General features: G+C 42.3%; 12 protein-coding genes, 1 tRNA gene and 1 pseudogene. 10 read left to right on the forward strand and 4 right to left on the reverse strand.

Annotated elements, in window-relative coordinates; genetic code table 11:
- Positions 1-38: 38 nt before the first annotated feature.
- From Q0486_RS06115 to Q0486_RS06140, 6 genes and pseudogenes are all read left to right on the forward strand, one after another.
- The gene (locus Q0486_RS06115) at positions 39-1319 is read left to right on the forward strand and encodes a TolC family protein (protein ID WP_299231234.1); all 1281 of its coding nucleotides are present in this window, start codon (positions 39-41) and stop codon (positions 1317-1319) included.
- A 97-nt stretch (positions 1320-1416) separates the two neighbouring features.
- On the forward strand, positions 1417-2307 hold the full coding sequence (locus Q0486_RS06120; RefSeq protein ID WP_299231236.1) for an HlyD family efflux transporter periplasmic adaptor subunit: 891 nt from the start codon (positions 1417-1419) through the stop codon (positions 2305-2307).
- Between the two features lie 29 nt (positions 2308-2336).
- Entirely contained in the window at positions 2337-3251 is a 915-nt protein-coding gene (locus Q0486_RS06125; protein WP_299231237.1) for an ABC transporter ATP-binding protein, read from the forward strand.
- 5 nt (positions 3252-3256) lie between these two features.
- A pseudogene (locus Q0486_RS06130) lies at positions 3257-3994 on the forward strand (ABC transporter ATP-binding protein); the annotation flags it as partial.
- A 5-nt stretch (positions 3995-3999) separates the two neighbouring features.
- A complete protein-coding gene (locus tag Q0486_RS06135; RefSeq protein WP_204508664.1) occupies positions 4000-5106 on the forward strand; it encodes an ABC transporter permease in 1107 nt (368 codons plus the stop codon).
- A 7-nt stretch (positions 5107-5113) separates the two neighbouring features.
- On the forward strand, positions 5114-6235 hold the full coding sequence (locus Q0486_RS06140) for an ABC transporter permease (protein WP_299231241.1): 1122 nt from the start codon (positions 5114-5116) through the stop codon (positions 6233-6235).
- Between the two features lie 127 nt (positions 6236-6362).
- On the opposite strand, the gene gcvP is transcribed toward Q0486_RS06140, so the two are convergent.
- From gcvP to Q0486_RS06160, 4 genes are read right to left on the reverse strand one after another with little or no spacing between them, the layout of a single operon-like run.
- On the reverse strand, positions 6363-9212 hold the full coding sequence (gene gcvP / locus Q0486_RS06145) for an aminomethyl-transferring glycine dehydrogenase (RefSeq protein ID WP_299231243.1): 2850 nt from the start codon (positions 9210-9212) through the stop codon (positions 6363-6365).
- A 29-nt stretch (positions 9213-9241) separates the two neighbouring features.
- On the reverse strand, positions 9242-9880 hold the full coding sequence (locus Q0486_RS06150; protein ID WP_299231245.1) for an MBL fold metallo-hydrolase: 639 nt from the start codon (positions 9878-9880) through the stop codon (positions 9242-9244).
- A gap of 3 nt (positions 9881-9883) precedes the next feature.
- Positions 9884-10510 (reverse strand): 16S rRNA (guanine(527)-N(7))-methyltransferase RsmG, encoded by a 627-nt coding sequence (gene rsmG / locus Q0486_RS06155; RefSeq protein WP_299231247.1) that lies wholly within the window; start codon positions 10508-10510, stop codon positions 9884-9886.
- A gap of 37 nt (positions 10511-10547) precedes the next feature.
- Positions 10548-11402: a DUF3298 and DUF4163 domain-containing protein gene (locus tag Q0486_RS06160; protein ID WP_299231249.1), complete on the reverse strand. Its 855-nt coding sequence runs from the start codon at positions 11400-11402 to the stop codon at positions 10548-10550.
- Between the two features lie 174 nt (positions 11403-11576).
- Here Q0486_RS06160 and lipB point away from each other — a divergent pair, with 174 nt between their 5' ends.
- From lipB to Q0486_RS06180, 4 genes are all read left to right on the forward strand, one after another.
- Complete coding sequence (lipB, locus tag Q0486_RS06165; RefSeq protein WP_299231251.1) at positions 11577-12227, forward strand: lipoyl(octanoyl) transferase LipB; 651 nt, start codon at positions 11577-11579, stop codon at positions 12225-12227.
- 197 nt (positions 12228-12424) lie between these two features.
- Positions 12425-12497: transfer RNA gene (locus Q0486_RS06170), tRNA-Lys, on the forward strand.
- Between the two features lie 921 nt (positions 12498-13418).
- Positions 13419-16667 (forward strand): helicase-related protein, encoded by a 3249-nt coding sequence (locus tag Q0486_RS06175; RefSeq protein WP_299231253.1) that lies wholly within the window; start codon positions 13419-13421, stop codon positions 16665-16667.
- Between the two features lie 10 nt (positions 16668-16677).
- On the forward strand, positions 16678-17670 hold the full coding sequence (locus Q0486_RS06180; RefSeq protein WP_299231255.1) for a virulence RhuM family protein: 993 nt from the start codon (positions 16678-16680) through the stop codon (positions 17668-17670).
- Positions 17671-17689: the final 19 nt, after the last annotated feature.

The following is a 17689-nucleotide window of genomic DNA, read 5'->3' on the forward strand; positions in this document are numbered from 1 at the left end:
TGATAATTTTAAGACACTAATTAATATTATGTTATAGAATGAAAAGACTATGTACTACCGCCATTGCAGTAGCCTTATCTGCATTGTGCTTCGGACAGACGAGTATAACCATCGAGGAGTGTTACAGCAAAGCCAGGGAGAATTATCCTCTAATCAGAAAGCTTGGTCTGGTGGAGAAGACTAAGGAATATAATATTGATAATCTCAACAAGGGTTATCTTCCTCAGCTGATGTTCTCATCTAAAGCCACATATCAGTCCGACGTTACAAAGATACCTATTGATCTTGAGGCTATGGGTTTTAAGGGAGTGGAGATTCCGCATCTCAGCCGGGATCAGTATGGTATATCGCTCGACCTTAATCAGACTATCTGGGATGGTGGGGCAATCAAATCATCTAAAGAAGCCGTGAAATCATCTTCCGAAGTGGAAAAGAACAATATTGAGGTCAGTCTCTATGCCGTGAATGAAAGGATTAACCAGATATATTTCGGAATATTGCTTGCCGATGCCCAGATAGAACAGAACAGACTACTGAAAAAAATCCTTACAGACAACTATTCTCAGGTGGAGACTTACGCTAAGAACGGAATTGCCAACCAGTCAGATCTGGATGCCATCAAGGTAGATATGATTAAAGCCGAGCAGAACGAAATAGACTTTGTGACGGCAAGGAACACATATATAACCATTCTAGCTAAACTGACAGGTATGGAGATAGATGGCGACACCAGATTAGTGAAACCTTTGCCGGAACGTCCAACGCAGAGCGATGCTTTAGGACGACCGGAGATGAGACTGTTCGATGCACAGGTAATGAAGTACAGAAACGATTATAACCGTATCAATTCAGGGCTATATCCCCGCCTGAGTGTTTTTGCCACAGGAGGATATGGCAAACCGGGACTTGATATGTTCGAAAATAAGTTTGCTCCATACTACATAGCCGGAATAAAGCTGAACTGGAATATAGGCAACTTCTATTCCCTGAAAAGTCAGAGAAAGCTGATACGCAACAATATTGATATGGTGGAAAACCAGCGTGAACTCTTTCTTTTCAATACCGATATAGACAAGACGCAGAAAGAGCTTGCAATAGACAAATACATGGATCAGATAAAGTACGATGACGAGATTATCCGCCTGAAGACTTCAATCAGAAAAGCATCTGAGGCAAAGATAGCCAACGGGACCATATCCGGTACCGATCTTATGCGTGACATCAATTCGGAGCATGCAGCCATACAGACAAAGATTCTGCATGAGATACAGCTTCTGCTTGCCATCTATGATTTCAAATATGTGATGAACGACTTTTAAATACCATTTAAACACCATTTAAATATCATTTAAACACTGTTTAAAAGCCTTTTAAAATACTTTGCAAAAACTTTTCAATTCATAAAAACAGGGAAATATGAGAAACATTCTTTCTATTATATCAGTAATGGCTATCCTTACAGCATGTTCGGGAAGCGACAGTAAGTACGATGCTTCAGGAGTATTCGAAGTGACAGAAGTAATGGTATCGGCAAGAGTGGCCGGTGAGATTATGGAACTTGATATAGACGAAGGTACGGAAGTTACGGCAGGTAAGCCTGTGGGATATATTGATACCGTACAGCTTTATCTTCAGAGGATTCAGCTTGAGGCCAATGTCAAGGCTACAGAAAGCCGTATATGCGATGTGGAGAAACAGACAGCAGCCATACGTCAGCAGATTGCCACACAGAAAAAGGAGCAGACCCGATTCGAAAATCTTGTAAACGCCAATGCCGGAAACCGCAAGCAATTAGACGATATCACTGCTGCCATCAATCTGTTGGAGAAACAGTTGGATGCACAGACCGAAACATTGATAAACGGCAATGCCAATGCCAAGGCTCAGGCAGAAGCCTTGAAGGCTCAGATAGCACTTATGAATGATATGATAAGCAAAAGTACTATAGCATCACCGGTTGACGGAACAGTTATGGCCAAGTATGTAGAAAAAGGAGAACTTGCCGTACAGGGACGTACTCTGTTTAAGGTGGCAAATATCAACGATATGTATCTGAAAGCTTATATTACATCAGGACAGATTACCGGTCTGAAGATTGGTCAGGAAGTAAAGGTGTTTGCCGACAGCGGTGATTCCGACAGAAAGGAGTATCGCGGGGTAATTTCATGGATTTCAGACAAGGCAGAGTTTACGCCGAAGACCATTCAGACACGGGATGAGCGTGCAAACCTGGTATATGCCGTCAAGATTAAGGTGCAGAACGACGGATATATCAAGCGCGGAATGTATGGGGAGGTTAGTTTTTAATTTTTAATTTTTAATTCTTAATTCAAAAAATGCCCTCAGTATCAGTAACACAATTATCAAAATCATATAGCTCAATCAAGGCTCTCGACGATGTCAGCTTTGATGTTCCGAAAGGCGAACTCTTCGGTATCATAGGTCCGGACGGAGCGGGGAAGACTACACTCTTCCGTCTCCTCACCACACTGATATTGCCGGACGGTGGCAGTGCCGTGATTGAAGGTCTTGATGTGGTGAAGGACTATGCATCCGTGCGAAGTATAATAGGGTATATGCCCGGAAAATTCTCGCTGTATCAGGATCTGACAGTAGAGGAAAATCTGAATTTCTTTGCTACGGTTTTCAATACTACTGTAAAGGAAAATTACCATCTGATAGAAGATATCTACAAACATATCGAACCGTTCAAGACTCGCCGCGCCGGGAAACTATCAGGTGGTATGAAGCAGAAACTGGCATTGAGCTGTGCCCTTATCCATAAACCGAAAGTCCTATTCCTTGACGAGCCTACAACAGGAGTAGACCCTGTATCAAGAAAGGAATTCTGGGAAATGCTCCTGAAACTGAAGAGCCAGGGTATAACAATTATAGTATCAACGCCGTATATGGACGAAGCCAGACTTTGTGACAGGATAGCACTGATGCAGAACGGAAAGTTCCTTAGGATAGACTCGCCTGAGAATATCATAGCATCCTATCCCCAAAGACTGTGGTCTGTCACAGCAGACAATATGCACGAACTGCTGAACGACCTGCGTTCCTGTCCATATGTGAAATCATCATTCTCATTCGGAGCAAGCTATCATGTCACTATGGTTGAAAGTGCTACTGCCGCTATGCTTGACGAATATCTGATTAATAAGGGATACGGAAATATTGAGATTACAGAGATTAAGCCTACAGTGGAAGACTGTTTCATGTTGATGTTAAAGGAGGAAGAGCAATGAAAGAAGAATACGTTATACAGGCCGAGAACCTTACCAAAAGCTTTGGCAATTTTACTGCAGTCGATCATATTACTTTCAACGTAAGGAAAGGAGAGATCTTCGGTTTTCTTGGTGCCAACGGGGCGGGCAAGACTACAGCTATGCGTATGCTTTGCGGATTGAGCCGTCCTACGGAGGGTAAAGGAACAGTGGCAGGTTTCGACATAGACAGGGAACCCGAAAAGGTAAAGCGCAATATCGGCTATATGAGTCAGAAATTCTCTTTGTACGAAGATCTGAAAGTATGGGAGAACCTGCGCCTGTACGGAGGCATTTACGGTATGAAAGATAAGGAAATAGCCGAAAAGACAGATGCTGTTCTCCGCAGCATAGATATGGAAACTGAACGCGATACCATGGTGTGCGACCTTCCTTTGGGCTGGAAACAGAAACTTGCATTTGCCGTATCCACTTTCCATAATCCCAAGATAGTATTTCTTGACGAGCCGACAGGTGGGGTAGATCCTATCACGCGCCGCCGTTTCTGGGAACAGATATACGGTGCGGCGTCAAGCGGTATCACGGTGTTTGTCACCACTCACTATATGGATGAGGCCGAATACTGCGACCGCGTTTCCATTATGGTGGACGGCAGGATAAAGGCGCTGGACAGCCCTATGGCGCTGCGTAATAAATTTGGCGTGTCGGACATGGACGAAGTATTCCGCATGTTGGCACGCGAAGCTACACGAAAAGGAGATTGACATTTATGAAACAGTTTATTACATTTGTCCGAAAGGAATTTCTTCACATATTCCGTGATTCCAGAACCATGCTTATCCTCCTGGGTATGCCCATGGTGCAGATGCTTCTCTTTGGTTTTGCCATTACCACCGAAGTGCGAAACACCAAGGTGGCAGTGTTCGACCCTTCACAAAGCATGGAGACCAGAGCCATAAAGGAACGTTTCGATGCCAGTGAATATTTTACCATTGCCGAGGAAATTCGGGATGTATCGCGTATAAACGATGTGTTCAAGTATGGCGAGATAGGCCTTGTCATGGTGTTCAGCGATGATTTCGAAAATGAACTCCATCAGGGAGGAGATGCCGCTGTGCAGCTTATTACCGACGGTACGGAGCCGAATCAGGCATCAATGATAACAGGCTATGCATCCAATATCCTCGCACAGAGCATGCAGGAATTGTCCGAAAGTAGCAGTGCCCCGTGCCGTATAATACCCGAGATAAGGATGCTTTACAATCCTCAGGCAGAGAGCGCATACAACTTCGTTCCCGGAGTAATGGGAATGATACTCATGCTTATCTGTGCCATGATGACCTCAATAGCCATAGTGCGCGAAAAGGAGAACGGTACAATGGAGATTCTCCTTGTCTCACCAATGAAACCGATATATATCATTCTTTCTAAGGTAACACCATATTTCACACTGTCACTGGTAAACCTTATAACCATACTACTGCTTTCGGTCTATGTACTCGGAGTACCGATTGCCGGCAGTCTGTCTCTGCTGTTTTTCGTATCGGTGATATTTATCTTCCTTGCATTGTCTCTCGGACTGCTGATCTCCAATGTGGTGAATACTCAGGTAGCAGCCATGCTCGTATCAGGAATGGGACTTATGATGCCGGTCATGCTCCTTTCCGGTCTGATATTTCCGGTAGAAAGCATGCCCATTCCGCTACAGTGCCTTTCTGCCATAGTTCCCGCAAGATGGTATGTCGATGCTATCAGAAAGATAATGATTCAGGGAGCAGAGATACAGTTCGTCCTGAAGGAGATAGGAATACTGCTTTTTGTCACAGTAGCCCTAGTGGCACTGAGTCTGAAAACATTCAAGAACCGTTTAAACTGAAACGTCTATGCTGAAATATTTGTTGGAAAAGGAATTCAAACAGATAATGAGGAACAAGTTCATTCCTAAGATGATAATAGCCATGCCTCTTTTCATGATGCTTATCATGCCATGGGCTGCAAATCAGGAAGTGACGAATATCCGTCTTACTGTGGTTGACAACGACCACAGCGTGACATCAGACGAACTGGTACGCAAGGTGGTTTCGTCAGGATATTTTATCTTCCAGTCGGTGTCCGACGGTAGTGAGGAAGCCCTCAGAGACGTTGATGCAGGAAAGGCAGATATAATACTCGACATTCCGGACGGATTCGAGAAAGATCTACAGACTGATAGAGTAGCAGGTGTGATGATTTCGTCAAACTCCGTAAACGGAACCAAGGGAATTCTAGGCAGTAGCTATCTTTCTAAGATAGTCAATGATTTCGCGACATCTATGTCCGAGGAAATGATGATGTCTCAACCGGCTGTAATAAGTTCCGTGGGAAAGTCATTCAGGATTATGCCCCAATACAAGTTCAATCCGCATCTCGACTATAAAGTATTCATGGTACCTGCCATAATGGTTATGCTTCTTACCATGATAACCGGATTTCTCCCTGCATTCAATATCGTGGGCGAGAAGGAAGCAGGCACAATAGAGCAGATAAACGTGACTCCTGCAAGCCGTATGCAGTTCATACTTGCCAAGCTGATACCTTACTGGTGTATAGGTCTTATAGTCTTTACCCTCTGTATGCTCTTGGCTGTGTTTGTGTATTCGCTTATACCTGTTGGCAGCCTTCTGACGATATATCTCTTTGCTGTGGTATATATTGTTGCCGTATCAGGTATGGGACTTGTAGTGTCCAATTATTCGGACACCATGCAGCAGGCCATGTTCGTTATGTTCTTTTTCATAATGATATTCCTGCTTATGAGCGGACTTCTCACTCCCGTAGCCAGTATGCCGGACTGGGCACAGTATATAACCATATTCAATCCGTTGAAATATTTTATCAGCGTCATGCGTATGGTATATCTCAAAGGCAGCGGTTTTGCCGAACTCGTCCCATATTTCCTGTCTCTATGCGGTTTTGCCGTGGTGTTCAATGCGTGGGCGATATTGGGGTACAGGAAGAGGAGTTGAGTATTAGTTGTTAGTTCTTGGTTGTTAGTTTTTAGAGAAAATTTGAAGTAAAATAATTATACAATTAAATAAAAAATGGCGAGACTATAATCCCGCCATTTTTTATTATTAATTATTCATTATTAATTCATTCAAACGACCCATACCGTGTTGGTAACAGCTTGCGGTCGCCCAGTGTATTGTCTATTCTTGCCACATTTATCCAGAACTTGTTCTGTCTTACGCTTTCCAGCGGATATACAGCTTTTGCGCGTGTGTAAGGATGATCCCATTCACCTTCCACCACTTCATATTCCGGATGAGGCGCGTTCTTCAGAACATTGTCTTCTGCAGAAGCGGTTCCGTTCTTCACTTCCTCAATTTCATTCCAGATACTCAGCATAGTATCTACGAAGTTGTCAAGCTCTGCAAGGCTTTCACTTTCTGTCGGTTCAATCATCAGAGTGCCGTGAACAGGGAATGAAAGGGTAGGAGCATGATAACCGTAGTCCATCAGACGTTTGGAGATATCGTTTTCGTCGATACCGCTTTCCTCATGTAGCCTTCTGCAGTCAAGTATCATTTCGTGTCCCACAAATCCGTTCTTTCCTCTATATACTATTCCGTAAGTGTCGTTCAGGCATGCAGCCAGGTAGTTGGCATTGAGGATAGCAGCCTTAGTCGCGTTCTCCAGACCTTCTGCACCCATCATGCAGATATATGCGTATGTGATAGGCAGGATTCCGGCACTGCCGTAAGGAGCTGCCGAAACCTCGTTCAGAGCATTGCCGGTTGAAGCATGTCCCGGAAGGAAAGGAACCAGATGCGATTTCACGCATACAGGACCAACACCCGGACCGCCACCACCATGAGGGCTGGCAAATGTCTTGTGCAGATTAAGATGACATACGTCTGCACCGATAGTACCAGGATTGGTAAGTCCCACCTGAGCATTCATGTTCGCACCGTCCATATAGACCTGTGCGCCGCAGTTATGTATGATATTGCAGATTTCCACTATATCGGCCTCAAAGATTCCGTGAGTGGAAGGATAAGTAATCATCAGTGCAGCCAGATGATCCTTGTTTTCCTCAGCCTTGCGTTTCAGGTCCTCCACATCCACATTGCCATGCTCGTCGCATGCACAAGTCACAGTGGTAAATCCGGCCTGAATAGCCGATGCAGGATTTGTTCCGTGAGCCGATGCAGGAATGAGAATGATATCCCTGTCGCCCTGACCTATGCTGTTCAGATAAGCCGCAATGACGCGCAGACCTGTATATTCGCCTGCAGCACCTGAGTTAGGTTGCAGAGTCACCCCGTCCATACCAGTGATAATAGCCAGCTGTTCCGACAGATTTGTTATCAGTTCCATATAACCTTCAGCCTGGTCAGCCGGAGCCAGAGGATGCATGTTCATCCAGCCCGCATTGCTGAGAGGGAGCATTTCGGAAGCCGCATTCAGCTTCATTGTACAAGAACCCAGTGAAATCATGGAATGAGCCAGAGAAATATCCTTACGCTCAAGACGCTTGATATACCTCATCATTTCAGTCTCAGTGTGATATTTGCAGAACACCTCGTGAGTGAGATATCCGCTCTGACGTTTCATATCCTTCTTGATAACCGATCCTTCAGGAATTTCAGCTGTTTCGGTGAAAGGTTTTTCTGCGGCAATGGTAAAAATACTTAACAGGAGATTTGCTTCGGTTACAGATGTAGTCTCGTTTACGCTCAGTCCCACATCACCATTGTCAAAATATCTCAGATTGACACCTTTGCCGACAGATATCGTCTTTATTTCGTCAGTCTTTACATGATCAGGCATCTGCAGTCTCAGAGTGTCGAAATAAACGGTATTCTTCTGTACATAACCAAGTTTTGAAAGCTGTTTAGCAAGCCATACCGTAGTGCTGTGAATACCCGAAGCAATATTCTTTATACCTTCCTGGCCATGATATACGGCATAGAATCCCGCCATTGTAGCCAGCAAAGCCTGAGCTGTACAGATGTTCGATGTAGCCTTTTCGCGTTTGATATGCTGTTCGCGTGTCTGCAATGCCATACGATAGCACAGATGTCCGTACTTGTCTTTCGACAGACCTATGATACGTCCCGGCATATTTCTTTTATATTCGTCCCTTGTGGCAAAATAAGCAGCCGACGGGCCTCCGTAGAACATAGGAATACCTAGTCTCTGAGTGCTACCGAACACGATGTCGGCACCCCATTCACCCGGCGGAACGAGCAGAGCCAACGACATGATGTCCGCATCCACAGCCACCTTACATTCAGCCTGATGAGCCTTTTCTGTGAACTCCCTGTAGTCTTCCGCGCTACCGCTGTTGTTAGGATATTGCACGATGCAGCCGAACACATCTGGAGTAAATTCGAAATCCTTGTATGAGCCGGTCTTCACGTTCATACCCTGAGGAATGGCCCTTGTCATGATAACGGCAAGGTTCTGTGGGAAAATTTCCTCATCCACAAACAGAGTACATGCCCCTTCCTTCTGCTGCTTGCGGCTTCTCAGCGCAAACATCATAGTGGCAGCCTCGGCAGCGGCAGTAGCCTCGTCAAGCAGAGAGCAGTTGGCAAGCGGCATAGCCGTAAGGTCGCACACTGCTGTCTGGAAGTTGATAAGAGCCTCAAGTCGTCCCTGAGAAATTTCAGCCTGATAAGGAGTGTATGAAGTGTACCACACAGGATTTTCGAATACATTTCTCTGTATCACGGCAGGAGTGGCAGTGTCATACCAGCCCTGACCGATATACGATTTGAATCTTGTGTTTTTCGCTGCCATGCGGTTTATATGGTCGGCAAACTCATATTCGCTCATGGCAGGTTTAAGTGGCAGTCTCTCTTTAAGTCTTATTTCAGACGGGATGGTCTTTTCTATAAGTTCATCCACAGACTTTACTCCGATTTTATTGAGCATAACAGGAATGTCCTGTTCCGAAATACCGATATGGCGGTCGGCAAATGAGAAACTTTTCATGGTAATATTAGTTTTAAGTTTTGATTTTTTTATCTGAAAAACGGATTATTCATCTTTTCGTTTCCTATTGTAGTAGGTTCGCTGTGTCCCGTATATACTTTTGTTGCGTCAGGCAGGGTGAACAGGCGGTTGCTTATACTGTCTATCAACTGTTTGTAGTTGCCACCGTCAAGGTCAGTTCTTCCTATACTTCCTCTGAACAGTACATCACCGCAGAACAGACAACCATCCTTCTCGTTATAATAGACAAGGCTTCCAGGCGAATGTCCCGGAGCCTGAATCACTTTCAGCGTTGTGCTTCCGAAGTGAACCTCATCGCCGTCAGCCAACTGCTTTCCAAGTGCAGGAACATCCTCGTTCATCGCTATTCCGAACATGCGGCAATAATCTTTTGTCTTAGGCAGCAGAAATTCATCGTCAGCTGAAGCTTCCGGCATAACGTCATACGTCCTACTTACAAAAGCATTTCCGAATATATGATCCAGATGTAGATGAGTATTAAGCAGATGCTTCACTCTGAGTCCGTTTCTTTCGATATACTGCTTCAGCATCTCCTGTTCGTCCTCGTAATAACATCCGGCATCTATTATCACCGCTTCGTTAGTCTCGTCCGAAAGCACATACGTGTTTACCGGAAACATATTGAATTCAAAGCATTTTATAGTCATAGATTATTTGTTTATAGTTACGTAAACCACTTTTTTGGTTTCAAAAAATTCCTCTTCGAAATAATCTTTCAGATCATACATCACTGTCTGGTGTTTCACCGGCATAACCTCGTTCTGAAGCTCACCGCCTTTCAGACAGATAAGTCCGTTAGGCAAAGCGTTTTTCTGCTCCTTCTTGATATTCTTTCTGATGATTTTCAGAAGATCAGTAAGTGGCATTACGGCACGGCTCACAACGAAGTCGAACAACTGTTTCTCCTCCTCAGCCCTGCAGTGGCGTGTAGTGACATTCTTCAGTCCTATGGCTGAAGCAATCTCAGTAGCCACTTTCACCTTTTTACCTATGCTGTCCACCAGATGGAAATGAGTGTCCGGAAACATGATAGCCAACGGAATTCCCGGGAAACCGCCGCCCGTTCCGAGGTCCATAATCTCAGTGCCCGGTCGGAAATTAATCACCTTGGCGATACCCAGCGAGTGAAGTACATGGTGTTCGTACAGGTTTGTAATGTCTTTTCTGGAAATCACGTTAATCTTGCTGTTCCAGTCGGTATATAAATCGTATAAAGCCATGAACTGTTCCTTCTGTGTGTCGGTCAGTTCCGGAAAATATTTCTGTATAATCTCCATTTATTGAGTTAATAATTAAGAATTAAAAAATTAAGAGCTATTCTCTGTTCAACATCGTTTCAATTTCTGCGTAAGGCACGTCGATTATGAATTCGCCCATAGAATAAGGAGCTATGTCATATCTGTTGTAAAGGAACGAAACTCTGTCTTCAAGCAGCAGGAAGTTGTCCGGGATATAAAGCTCCACATCAAGCAGTGCGCCGTTCTGTTTCAGTCCCTCCAGCGAAGTTATCGTATCAGTCTCCAGTCTCTGGTTAACCTCGTCAATCAGATGCTTCAAAATCAGATCGATGATTTCCTTTTCCTTATCTTTTCTGAACACTACATTCTTGGTGAGCACCTTACCCGATTTTGCCAGCAGGTTAGCCCATTTTATTGTAGTGTTAGGATGAGCTCCGCCCGTATCTGTGAAAGTAGAAACAGAGAAGTTCCAGATGCTGTCATTATTGAGCGACAGTTCCGAAGTTATCTCATATTCATAGTTATACCATGCAGGGATATCCTCCGGCTTGACTCCGTTATGAATGTCTGCCTCATAGAATTTAGTAAGTTTGTCTCTGTAGTCCTTAGTATATTTGCCCACAACTGCAGGGATAGCTTCTTTCGGGCTCATCTTTCCGTATGAATCACCAAAAGCAATACTCTGTATTCTGGAATTTATGATAGCTGAAATGGAATCTTTTTCGTCCCCCGCTTCGAGATACATATAATCTATAGAGACTTTACATTTCGGCGATGCCTTGTCCCCGTCTTTCAGGGCAACCAAAGTATCGGCCTGTATGCTTGACACCTTTGCAGGCTTAGCAGTTTCGGTGTTCTGACAAGACTGTATCGAAAGGCACGCAACCGCTCCACAAGCCAAGGCAGCATTAAGAATCGTTCTTTTTTTCATAATCTGTTTTTGTGATATTTCTATTTAATACAAATATAAACAAAGTTCTTGAAAGAGTTAAACGCAGTATTGCATTTTAATAGTTTTTTACTGTATCAGTGTCACCCATTATGCCATACATCTTGCAATATTAAGATAAAACCTGTATTTTTGTTATAAATAAAACCCATAACCATGAAAATAGAAAACTGGAAACACATCCCTTATTCCGAAGCCTGGGAACGGCAGACGGAATTGTTTGATTCGATAATTAAAGCCCGCAGAGAGGGACAAGCATACGAAAACCGTATAATCTTCTGTACTCATCCGCACGTATATACAATAGGCAAACACGGCAAGCAGGAAAACATGCTGATAAGCGATGATATGCTTTCGCGCATAGGAGCCGAAGTGTTCCGTATCGACCGTGGAGGCGACATTACGTATCATGGTCCCGGCCAGCAGGTGTGCTATCCCATACTCTGCCTGGAGGATTTCAAATTAGGTCTGAAAGGATATCTGCATCAACTGGAGGAAGTTGTAATCCGTACCTGTTCGCATTACGGCATAAAGTCCGGCAGGGTAGACGGTGCTACAGGGGTATGGATAGATATAGGTACTTCGCGCGAGAGGAAGATTTGCGCAATGGGAGTCAGGAGCAGCCATTTTGTAACCATGCACGGTCTGGCACTTAATGTAAACACCGACCTGAGATACTTCGATTACATCAATCCGTGTGGTTTTACCAATAAAGGAGTGACCTCGATAGAGAAGGAAACGGGGGTGCAGGTTTCTATGGATGAAGTACGTCAAATCTTGACTGAAGAGCTCCTGAAACTGTTCTGACACGTATCATGTATAACTTTTTTGTTAAAACATCATTTCCATTCGTAAATCGGTTTATCTGCTGATAATGTGTGTTTTGCATAGTCCAAGCAGGCTTTATAGATAATAAAAAGGATAAAATGCGGATAAAAATGTGCATGAAATGTTTTGTTAATTCAAATAAAAGTCATACATTTGCACCCGCAATCGAAAATGATGCACTCTTAGCTCAGTTGGTAGAGCAACTGACTCTTAATCAGTGGGTCCAGGGTTCGAATCCCTGAGGGTGTACGTGCACTGACGGTTTTTTGGATTGGGGAATCCATTGGCCGGAAAAAACGAATAAGGAGTCCTTTAGATTGTGAAGATTTGAAGGACTTTTTTATTTTCTGTCTTATTATGATTCTATAATGGTCAATTGGTGTTCTGCCGTATGTTAATTGTCATTTTGACAAATTGTAATTATTGGCTTCCGAGAATGGCTGTTTCGCCTGCAGTGGTGCGGCTGGTGGTGAAAATCGCAACTATGAGGATTTGTGTATTAATAAAGTGGCATTTGTTTTGATTATAATCTTTGCATATGTAAGTGATGTTGGTCTATTTTGAGAATAAGTTTTTCTAAATGATGTATTTATCTATTATTATGATGTTTTGTACAACCTTTCTCTTGTTGGTGAAATAGAATAAAATTTCCTGTTTTGCAATGAATTTTCAAATGTTTTGCAAGCCTTCTGAAAATGCTTTGTCATTTAAATTAAGATGTCAAAGCGTTTTGGTTGAAATTCCTTGTCGTTTTCTCTTGACTTTTTTGGCGAGTTAGTGTTAATTTATTTTGGGTGTTTAAGAATGTCGTTGGTTTTAGTTGATGATTTGTTGGGTATATGTGTTTGTGGGTTTAACTTTTCTTTCCGGAATGATGATTATTTTGATTTGTGGAGTAAGAGATGATTGTGGATTTGTGACAAAAAGTAATGTTTATACTGTGTTTGTTGACTGTTTAGTGAGTGTTTGCTGAAATAATAAAATATGAACTATCCTGAAAATCCGGATAGTTCAAACTTAATGTAGCGAGTTGTTTGGAATTACTGGACAACTCGATTTTTATTTATTAAAAGATGAATTCTCTATTCTTTTTATAACATAATAATAGATATCTTTATTAAGGAATTTTTATTATCTTTGCGATTAAGTGAAGTGTAAAATCACAAGAAAATGAGCAGTAACTTTATAACGAACAGAGATAAATTCTTATCAGATATTATAAACGGTATATTACCAAAGACTGACGCAGTAGATATATTAGTTGGATATTTCTATTATTCCGGTTATGTGCAATTGTCTGAAAAACTGAAGGATAAGCAGATTAGGATTTTGGTTGGACTGGATATTGACTTGCATATATCAAAGCGTATAAGCGAGGTGGAAAATGTCAGAAAAGGTTTTATTTCCCGCAATATCGTAAAAGAGGATTATTACAAACAATTCATAAATCTGTTCAATAATTCTGATTTCCTTGATTCGGCTGAGAAGTTGGAACAGTTCGGTATGTTTTATAAAAAGATACTTGATGGAACATTGGAAATCCGCAAAACACTCGACCCTTGCCATTCTAAGATGTATTTGTTCGCATACAATGATATGATGAACGAAAGTGGAGAACTGCCGGGAGTTCTTATTACAGGTTCAAGTAATCTTTCTTATCAGGGATTGAAAGGACGTCTGGAACTCAATGCACGTTTCAATGACAAACAGGATTATGAGGAAGGTAAAAGGCTGTTTGACGAACTTTGGGACAGTTCTGTAGTTATTGCAAGTAAAGACAATCTTGATGAATGGAACAACAAGGTTATGGCTCACACGTGGTATGAAAAGATATATTCCCCATATCTGATGTACGTCAGAGTGTTGAAGGAATACTTCAATATACCCACAAATAAAAATATCCTTACACCGCATGACATAACAGAAGGCAAATACTCAAATCTTAAGTATCAGACAGATGCCGTCCAGATGGCTCTTAATGCTTTGAACAATCATAACGGTGCGATAGTGGCAGATGTAGTAGGCTTGGGAAAGAGTGTCATTGCTTCTACCATAGCCCGTAATCTGAGATTAAGGACGATAGTAATTTGTCCGCCACACCTTTACAAACAATGGGAAGGGTATAGGGATGAATTCGGATTCACTGCAACGGTATTCAGTGCCGGAAAAATAGAAGATGCCCTGTTGCATTATCAGGAACTTGTAAAGGTTGATGAACAGTTCCTTATAATTATTGACGAGGCTCACCGTTTCCGCAATGAATACACTCAGGATTATGCCATGTTGCATAACCTCTGTTCAGGCAACAAGGTTTTGCTATTGACAGCCACACCGTTTAATAACCAGCCTGCCGATATTTACGCGCTGATAAAACTGTTTCAGATACCTACAAAATCAACCCTTAAAACAGTAGAAAATTTAGGGGCATCATTCAAGGACCTGATAGATAAATATAAGACATTACGTGATGACCAAAGGGCCGGAAAAGCATCAGAGAGCGAAGTAAAAGCTGAGGTAAACAGTATTGCAAAGAAGATACGTTCCATTATCAGCCCTTTGGTAGTGCGTCGTTCCAGACTTGACTTACAGGATATTCCGGAATATGCCGATGACCTGAAACAGCAGAATATACAGCTTGTACTTCCAAATGACCCGGAAGAATTGGAATACGATTTGAGCGGTTTGGAAGGACTATATCGTTCTACTCTTGAACGAATCAGCCCTTTGGAAGAAACAGACAACGCCACATACCATTTCAAGGCAGCACGTTATTCTCCTGTATCGTATATACATGAAGATTTGCAGGATAAATTAGCCAATGAACTTGAAGAAAAGACAGGAGTAAAACTTAATCTTTTGTTAGGACGACAGGTTAATATCGCAAAATTCATGCGCCGTTTGCTTGTGGCACGTTTTGAAAGTTCTGTAGCTGCATTCCGTGCTTCACTCGACTATATGATAAAGTCATCCGAGCATCTCTTGCGATGGATTGGAAAGAGAAACAAGATTCCTGTATTCAAGAAAGGAAATCTTCCTGATGTGGAAGCCTTTTATGATTCAAGCGAGGACGGAATGGGTGAAATAGAAGAACTCTTTGAAAAATACGAATCGAGAGGATTCTTCGAGATAGACATGAAATATGTTAAAAACGAGTTCGTCTCTGATGTTGAGGCAGATATTCGTCTGCTACAGAATCTCCGTGAGGAGTGGTTCGGAAAAGAAAATATTATCAAGTTCGACCCCAAACTGGATTCTTTTGTAAACATCATATGTGAGAAGATGGAAAAAGAACCGGACAGAAAGCTGATAGTATTTTCAGAGTATGCCGATACTGTCAACTATCTTGGTGAGGCACTTGCAAAAGCAGGATTGCCTGTAATGAAATATACTTCGGCAGACGCTACTCCAGCCAATAAAGACATTATCAGGGCAAATTTCGATGCCGGACTTAAACAACCGTTACAGCAGAATGACTATCATATCCTTGTTGCCACAGATGCCATATCCGAAGGTTACAACCTTCACCGTGCAGGAGCGATATTCAATTACGACATACCATATAACCCAACCCGCGTCATACAGCGAATAGGGCGTATAAACCGTATAAACAAGAAAGTCTTTGATGAACTCTACATCTATAATTATTTCCCTACAGATGTGGGCGAAGCCGAGACAAGAACCAAGGAAATATCAACCCTTAAAATGGCAATGATACATGCCATAATGGGTGAAGATACCAAAGCCCTGACAAAGGAAGAAGAAGTAAAGGCATTCTTCAAGGAACGCTACCGCAAAGAGTTTGCCCGAAGTGAAGAAGCCTCATGGGACACGCCTTACAGGAAACTGATAAACTCTATGAAAGGAACCAAAGATTACGATGCTGCAATGGATATGCCACATCGTGCCCGTACTGCAAGAAATATAGAAAAAACGAAGAAAGGAGTATTGATGTTTGGCAGAAAAGGCGATGATTTCGTTTTCAAGATTGGCGATACAGTAAATCCTCCGCTAATGATTTCGGCAGAAGAAGCCTTATCACTGTTTGAGGCAGATATAAATGAGGAGCCTGTTGCTTTGAGCAAGGATTTCGATTACGTTTATCAGAGAGTCAAATCATCACTGTTTAGTAGTGATGTAAAAGACAGAAACGAGAAAGACCAGATAAACGCGCAGGCGAAAATAAAGGTATTGATGAACAGACAGGCATTACCGAAAGACTATCTTGAAGATTTGATGCAGGTGGTAAAAGCCGACGCTTTGTCCGGATATGAAATAAGATTCATCAACCAGCTTGTAGTAAAGGATGCCGAAAAACTCCTAAAGAAAATCCCGATAGATTATATAGAACGTATAATCAATACCCAGAACAGGGTGGGTGATGGTGATGAAACATTGATTTTAAGTGAAGAACTTCAATAAAAGACTACTGATGGAAAGCAATATAATTTTATATACAAGCAATAACGGTGATGTAAGTATTCAGGTGCAGTATGAGGATGGAACATTCTGGCTTACTCAAAAAAGAATGGCGGAGTTATTTGGCGTTAATGTCAATACTATAAATTATCATCTGAAAGAATTATATAATAGTGCTGAAATACAGGAGGATCGAACTATTCGAAAAATTCGAATAGTTCAAAAAGAAGGTAAAAGAGAAGTTGAACGTGAAGTAACTTTCTATCATCTTGATGCAATAATTGCAGTAGGATATAAAGTCAACTCAGCTGAGGCGGTACAATTCAGACAGTGGGCGACAAGGACGCTTAATGAGTTTATCACTAAAGGATATGTATTGGATAAGGACAGACTGAAACAAGGCACTCAGTTCGGTCATGATTATTTTAAGGAATTGCTTGAGGATATCCGTGAAATCCGTGCAAGCGAACGTCGTTTCTATCAGAAAATAACGGATATATATGCTTTGTCCATAGACTATGATAAAGACGCTCCTGAAACAAAACAGTTTTTTGCAACTGTGCAGAACAAACTTCATTGGGCTATTTCCGGAAAGACAGCAGCCGAAATCATATACCATAACGCTGATGCGGAAAAACCACACATGGGACTTACTACATGGCGACATGCGCCTGATGGAAAGATAATGAAGTCAGATGTAAGTATAGCCAAGAATTATCTGGACGAGAAACACCTTAAAGCCATAAACAGACTTGTATCTGCCTATCTTGATTTGGCAGAAGACCGTGCAGAACAGGAAATCCCTACAACGATGAAGGAATGGAGCAAAATACTTGACGGATTCCTTACAGTAGCAGGTCGTCCGTTGCTTGAAGGTCCAGGAAGTATTTCAGCCTTGGAGGCGAAACTAAAAGCTGAACGTGAATATGAAATATTCCGTAAGAGACAGGACATTGAGTATGTTTCAGACTTTGATAGAGAGATTAAACGTTTAAAAGGGGAATAACCTTAGAATTAAAAAGAAA

Origin of the sequence: uncultured Bacteroides sp. (genome assembly GCF_937912035.1) — a bacterium.
GTDB lineage: Bacteria > Bacteroidota > Bacteroidia > Bacteroidales > Bacteroidaceae > Phocaeicola.